The organism is Polaromonas sp. P1_E3 (assembly GCF_056405935.1).
Genome location: NZ_JBFUBD010000270.1, coordinates 1 through 3798 on the forward strand (window position 1 = coordinate 1; position 3798 = coordinate 3798).

General features: G+C 62.7%; 6 protein-coding genes. 4 read left to right on the forward strand and 2 right to left on the reverse strand.

Annotated elements, in window-relative coordinates; genetic code table 11:
• On the forward strand, positions 1-700 hold a 700-nt coding region (locus AC1D0Z_RS17545), incomplete at its 5' end, for an inorganic phosphate transporter (RefSeq protein WP_477659485.1).
• Between the two features lie 234 nt (positions 701-934).
• Here the strand turns inward: AC1D0Z_RS17545 and AC1D0Z_RS17550 are convergent.
• A complete protein-coding gene (locus AC1D0Z_RS17550) occupies positions 935-1411 on the reverse strand; it encodes a hypothetical protein (RefSeq protein WP_477659486.1) in 477 nt (158 codons plus the stop codon).
• Positions 1412-1418: 7 nt separating this feature from the next.
• Positions 1419-1955, reverse strand: coding sequence for an N-acetyltransferase family protein (locus AC1D0Z_RS17555; RefSeq protein ID WP_477659487.1), 537 nt, complete (start codon positions 1953-1955; stop codon positions 1419-1421).
• A 210-nt stretch (positions 1956-2165) separates the two neighbouring features.
• On the opposite strand from AC1D0Z_RS17555, the gene rpsP reads away from it, so the two are divergent.
• From rpsP to trmD, 3 genes are all read left to right on the forward strand, one after another.
• Complete coding sequence (rpsP, locus tag AC1D0Z_RS17560) at positions 2166-2426, forward strand: 30S ribosomal protein S16 (RefSeq protein ID WP_457279965.1); 261 nt, start codon at positions 2166-2168, stop codon at positions 2424-2426.
• A gap of 25 nt (positions 2427-2451) precedes the next feature.
• Positions 2452-3060: a ribosome maturation factor RimM gene (rimM, locus tag AC1D0Z_RS17565; protein ID WP_477659488.1), complete on the forward strand. Its 609-nt coding sequence runs from the start codon at positions 2452-2454 to the stop codon at positions 3058-3060.
• A gap of 58 nt (positions 3061-3118) precedes the next feature.
• Positions 3119-3798, forward strand: a 680-nt coding sequence (gene trmD / locus AC1D0Z_RS17570; RefSeq protein WP_477659489.1) for a tRNA (guanosine(37)-N1)-methyltransferase TrmD, incomplete at its 3' end; no start/stop codon positions are given.

Genomic DNA, 3798 nt, shown 5'->3' on the forward strand with positions numbered 1-3798 from the left:
GATCGGCGGCATCGTCGGCGCGGTGATCGCCAAGGCGGGTGCCAGCGCCCTGATCGCGTCGGGTGTGTTCAAGGTGGTGGCATTTATCTTTGTCTCGCCGTTGCTCGGATTCCTGCTGGGCTCGCTGATGATGGTGGCGGTGGCCTGGGTATGCCGCAGGACGACCCCGTCGAAGGCCGACCGATGGTTTCGCCGGCTTCAGCTGGTGTCCGCCGGTGCCTACAGCCTGGGGCACGGCGGCAACGACGCGCAAAAGACAGCCGGCATCATCTGGCTGTTGCTGATCGCCGCGACGACCAGCAATGTGCAGGGCTTGCCGGTCTGGATGATGGCGACCACGGAGCACCTGCCGATCTGGGTGGTCATTGTCTGCTACATCGCCATTGGCTTTGGCACCATGTTCGGCGGCTGGCGCATCGTGAAAACCATGGGCCAGAAGATCACCAAGCTCAAGCCCGTAGGCGGCTTCTGCGCCGAGACCGGCGGCGCGCTGACGCTCTTCCTGGCGACCGGGCTGGGTATTCCTGTTTCCACCACGCACACCATCACCGGCGCCATCGTCGGCGTAGGCTCCACGCAGCGCGCTTCAGCGGTGCGCTGGGGCGTGGCCGGCAACATCGTCTGGGCCTGGATTTTCACGATCCCGGCTTCAGCCTTCGTGGCAGCCATCGCGTACTGGGTCAGTCTTCAGGTTTTCTGACCCACCCCCGTCCAGGCTCACTTCGTGTAGCCTGTTCCCCCCTCGAGGGGGCGGCGCCTGCGGCCCGGCAAAGCCGGTTCCGCGGCCCCCACTGGTGAATAGCCCCTTCGCTTGTTACGCCACTGAACTCTTAAGCCAGCATGAGCCCCGGAACCGGCTTTGCCGGGCCGTAGGGCGGGCGGCCCCCTCGGGGGGCAGGGAGCTACACGAAGTGAGTGACCGTGGGGGCCTTATTCATTGGCTGATTTTCTTGGCCTCTTCAACCTGGTACTCGAAGTAGCGCTGAAAGCTGAAGACGATGCTGGACATCAGTGAAATGGTGCCGAACAGCAGGGCAAACACGACCGCGCCTATGGTCAGCCAGTTGGTGTTGCCGGACTGGGTCCCGGGGGAGCTTGCGTTGTGCAGCGCGTTCCACTTGTCGGTGGACATCAGGCCGTAGTAAATCGCGGTCAATGCCGTGCCGGCCAGCGTAAAACCCAGCAGCGGAATCAGCACCCAGGCCAAATGGTCGTCCTGCCCGTACAGCCGCACACGTTCCACGCCCCACCAGCCCAGCGCGGCGGCGATGGGATGCACCCAGGCCCAGACGTCGCCCAGGCCGAACAGGTAAAGGCGGTGCACGCCGAGCTGGCCGCCGATAAAAGCGAGCCAGGCGGCGAGGGTTTTGTTTTTGGGCGCCTTGGGCGCTGTGGAGGCAGTTGCTTGCATGCGGCGATTATGCGGCGGGTGCATCCGCCGGCGGCTGCGTGTCACCTGCGCCCAGGGTCTTTTCCATGATCACAATGTCGCGCCAGGCGCCGAACTTCCAGCCGCACGATGCAATGGTGCCGACTTCGGTGAAGCCGAGCGAGCGGTGCACGCCCACCGAACCTGCGTTGGCCGAATCACCGATCACGGCCATGGCCTTGCGTACGCCCACCGCTTCAAGCCGCGCCAGCAGCTCGGCAAGCAAGGCGCGGCCCAGGCCCTTGCGGTGCAGGTTAGGCGCGAGGTAAATCGAGTCCTCCACTGAAAACCGGTAGGCCGGGCGCGGCTTGAACCAGTTACCGTAGGCGAAGCCCACAATTTTTCCGTCTTCCTCGGCGACCAGGTAGGGCAGGCCTTTGGACAGTACGTCTGCCCGGCGGGTCGTCATGTCGGCCACACTGGGCGGCTCGGTTTCGAACGTTCCTGTGCTGTGCAGGACGTGGTGGCCGTAAATGGCCGTGATGGCGGAAATGTCTTCTTCGCGGCTGGGGCGTATGAGGGGCATGTCAGTGGTGTTTCGAAGGCAGGAGAAAGGGTCTGCGGGGAGGCTTCAGGAGCGGGGGAGGGGCGAATTTGGGCAAAAACCCTTCGGCAGGCTATAATCTCAGGCTTTGCAGCAATTCGCTGGCCGGGTGGCCATGTCGTGTGTCTCAAGCGCTGCAGAACATTGGGGTATCTACCTTACCGGTAAGCCCCACCACCCGAAGGATAAATCATGGTCGTCATTCGACTTGCACGCGGCGGTTCCAAGCACCGTCCTTTTTTCAATATTGTTGTGGCTGACAAACGCGTTCGCCGCGACGGCCGTTTCATCGAGCGCATCGGTTTTTACAACCCGATCGCCAAAGGTGGCGAAGAAGGCCTGCGCATTGCGCAAGACCGCCTGACCCACTGGATCGGTGTGGGCGCCCAGCCGTCTCCTACCGTCCTGCGCCTGGTCAAGCAAGGTGCTACGGCTGCTGTCAAAACGGCCTGAAGAACTCGGTCTGATTTAGAGATTGATGCAGCCCGGCCTTCAATCGTCGGCAGGCTTGACGCCCTCAAGCCTTCCGCACGACGCCATCGAAGTCGGGCGCATCCTGGATGCATGGGGCGTCAAGGGCTGGGTGAAAATCCTGCCGCACAGCACCGATCCAGAAGCGCTTTTCGCGGCCAAATCCTGGTTTTTGCAGGCGCCTGACGCCAAATTTCGCCCAGGGTTTACCGTGTTCTCCGGCACAGTCACGCTCAGCGTCGACGAGGCCAAAGTTCATTCCGATACCGTTGTCGCCAAATTTATCGGCCTCGATGACCGCAATGCCGCCGAGGCTTTGCGCGGCGCGCGTATCTTCCTGTCCCGCAGCAGTTTTCCTGCGGCCTCCAAGGATGAGTACTACTGGGTCGACCTGATCGGCCTGAACGTGGTCAACCGCGAAGGCGTGCCATTGGGCCTGGTGCGTGACCTGATGGCCACCGGCCCGCACTCGGTCCTCTGTGTGGAGTACACCGTCCAGCAGGAAGACGGCTCCAGCGTGACCGCCGAACGCATGATTCCATTTGTCTCCGTGTATGTCGACACGGTAGATATCGCCGGCAAATGCATCACGGTTGACTGGCAGCCGGACTACTGATTTTTGTAGCCCGAAGGGGCTGTTGCCCCGAAGCGCCGGGCTCGCACACAATAGCCCCATGCGCTTCGACATCATCACACTTTTCCCCGAGCTTTTTGCGCCCTTCCTGGTCAGCGGCGTGACCCGCCGTGCCTACGAATCTGGCCTTGTTGAGGTGAAGCTCTGGAACCTGCGGGACTTTGCCGACGGCAACTACCGCCGCGTGGACGACCGGCCTTTCGGCGGCGGCCCGGGCATGGTGATGATGGCTGAGCCGCTGGCGTTGTGCCTTGAAAAAATACAGGCTGATCGCGTTTCCTCAGGTGCGTCCAAAGTTCCCACGGTGCTTTTTTCGCCTGTGGGCAAGGCTTTGGACCATGCTGGCGTTGAAGGCTGGTCGGCCGGCGCCGGTGCGGTGTTGATCTGCGGCCGCTACGAAGGGCTGGATCAGCGCTTCATCCAGGCCCATGTTGACTTGCAGATCAGCCTGGGCGATTTTGTGCTGTCGGGCGGGGAAATTGCCGCCATGGCCTTGCTCGATGCGGTGGCGCGGCTCCAGCCCGGCGTGCTCAATGACGAGGGTAGCCATCAGCTGGACAGCTTCAACCCTGCGCTCGACGGCTTGCTGGATTGCCCCCATTACACGCGGCCCGAAAGCTGGCGCGGCCAGCCTGTTCCGACCACTCTGATGTCTGGAAACCACGCCCACATTGAGCGGTGGCGGCGCGAACAGCGCCTGGCGCTGACGCAGCGCCAGCG

What these genes read in the sequence shown, in the direction of transcription:
- rpsP (WP_457279965.1), top strand. Translation starts at nt 2,166, where the DNA reads ATGGTCGTCATTCGACTTGCACGCGGCGGTTCCAAGCACCGTCCTTTT.
- rimM (WP_477659488.1), top strand. Translation starts at nt 2,452, where the DNA reads ATGCAGCCCGGCCTTCAATCGTCGGCAGGCTTGACGCCCTCAAGCCTT.
- AC1D0Z_RS17555 (WP_477659487.1), bottom strand. Translation starts at nt 1,955, where the DNA reads ATGCCCCTCATACGCCCCAGCCGCGAAGAAGACATTTCCGCCATCACG.
- AC1D0Z_RS17550 (WP_477659486.1), bottom strand. Translation starts at nt 1,411, where the DNA reads ATGCAAGCAACTGCCTCCACAGCGCCCAAGGCGCCCAAAAACAAAACC.